Source organism: Haemophilus sp. UMB1048, assembly GCF_030218125.1.
Lineage (GTDB): Bacteria > Pseudomonadota > Gammaproteobacteria > Enterobacterales > Pasteurellaceae > Haemophilus_D.
Map to the genome: position 1 here is coordinate 1 of NZ_JASOPB010000087.1, position 284 is coordinate 284.

1 pseudogene is annotated in these 284 nt (G+C 54.6%); it reads right to left on the reverse strand.

From position 1 onward, the window contains the following. Positions 1-284: pseudogene (locus QP437_RS09990) on the reverse strand (hypothetical protein); the annotation flags it as partial.

The window sequence follows — 284 nt, forward strand, 5'->3', positions numbered from 1 at the left end:
GGATCGCTGTGTTGCTTGAGGGCTTCGCGCCACAGTTCAATCAGTCGTTTACGAATGAGCGGGTATTTCAGACGGTTAGCGCTGTAGAGATACCAGGAGTAACTTGCGCCACGCGGGCAGCCGCGAGGTTCATGATTGGGCAGGTCAGGGCGAGTGCGCGGGTAGTCGGTCTGTTGGATTTCCCAGGTCACCAGACCATTTTTAACGTAGATTTTCCAGCTACAGGAGCCTGTACAGTTAACACCGTGGGTGGAACGCACGATTTTGTCGAACTGCCAACGCTG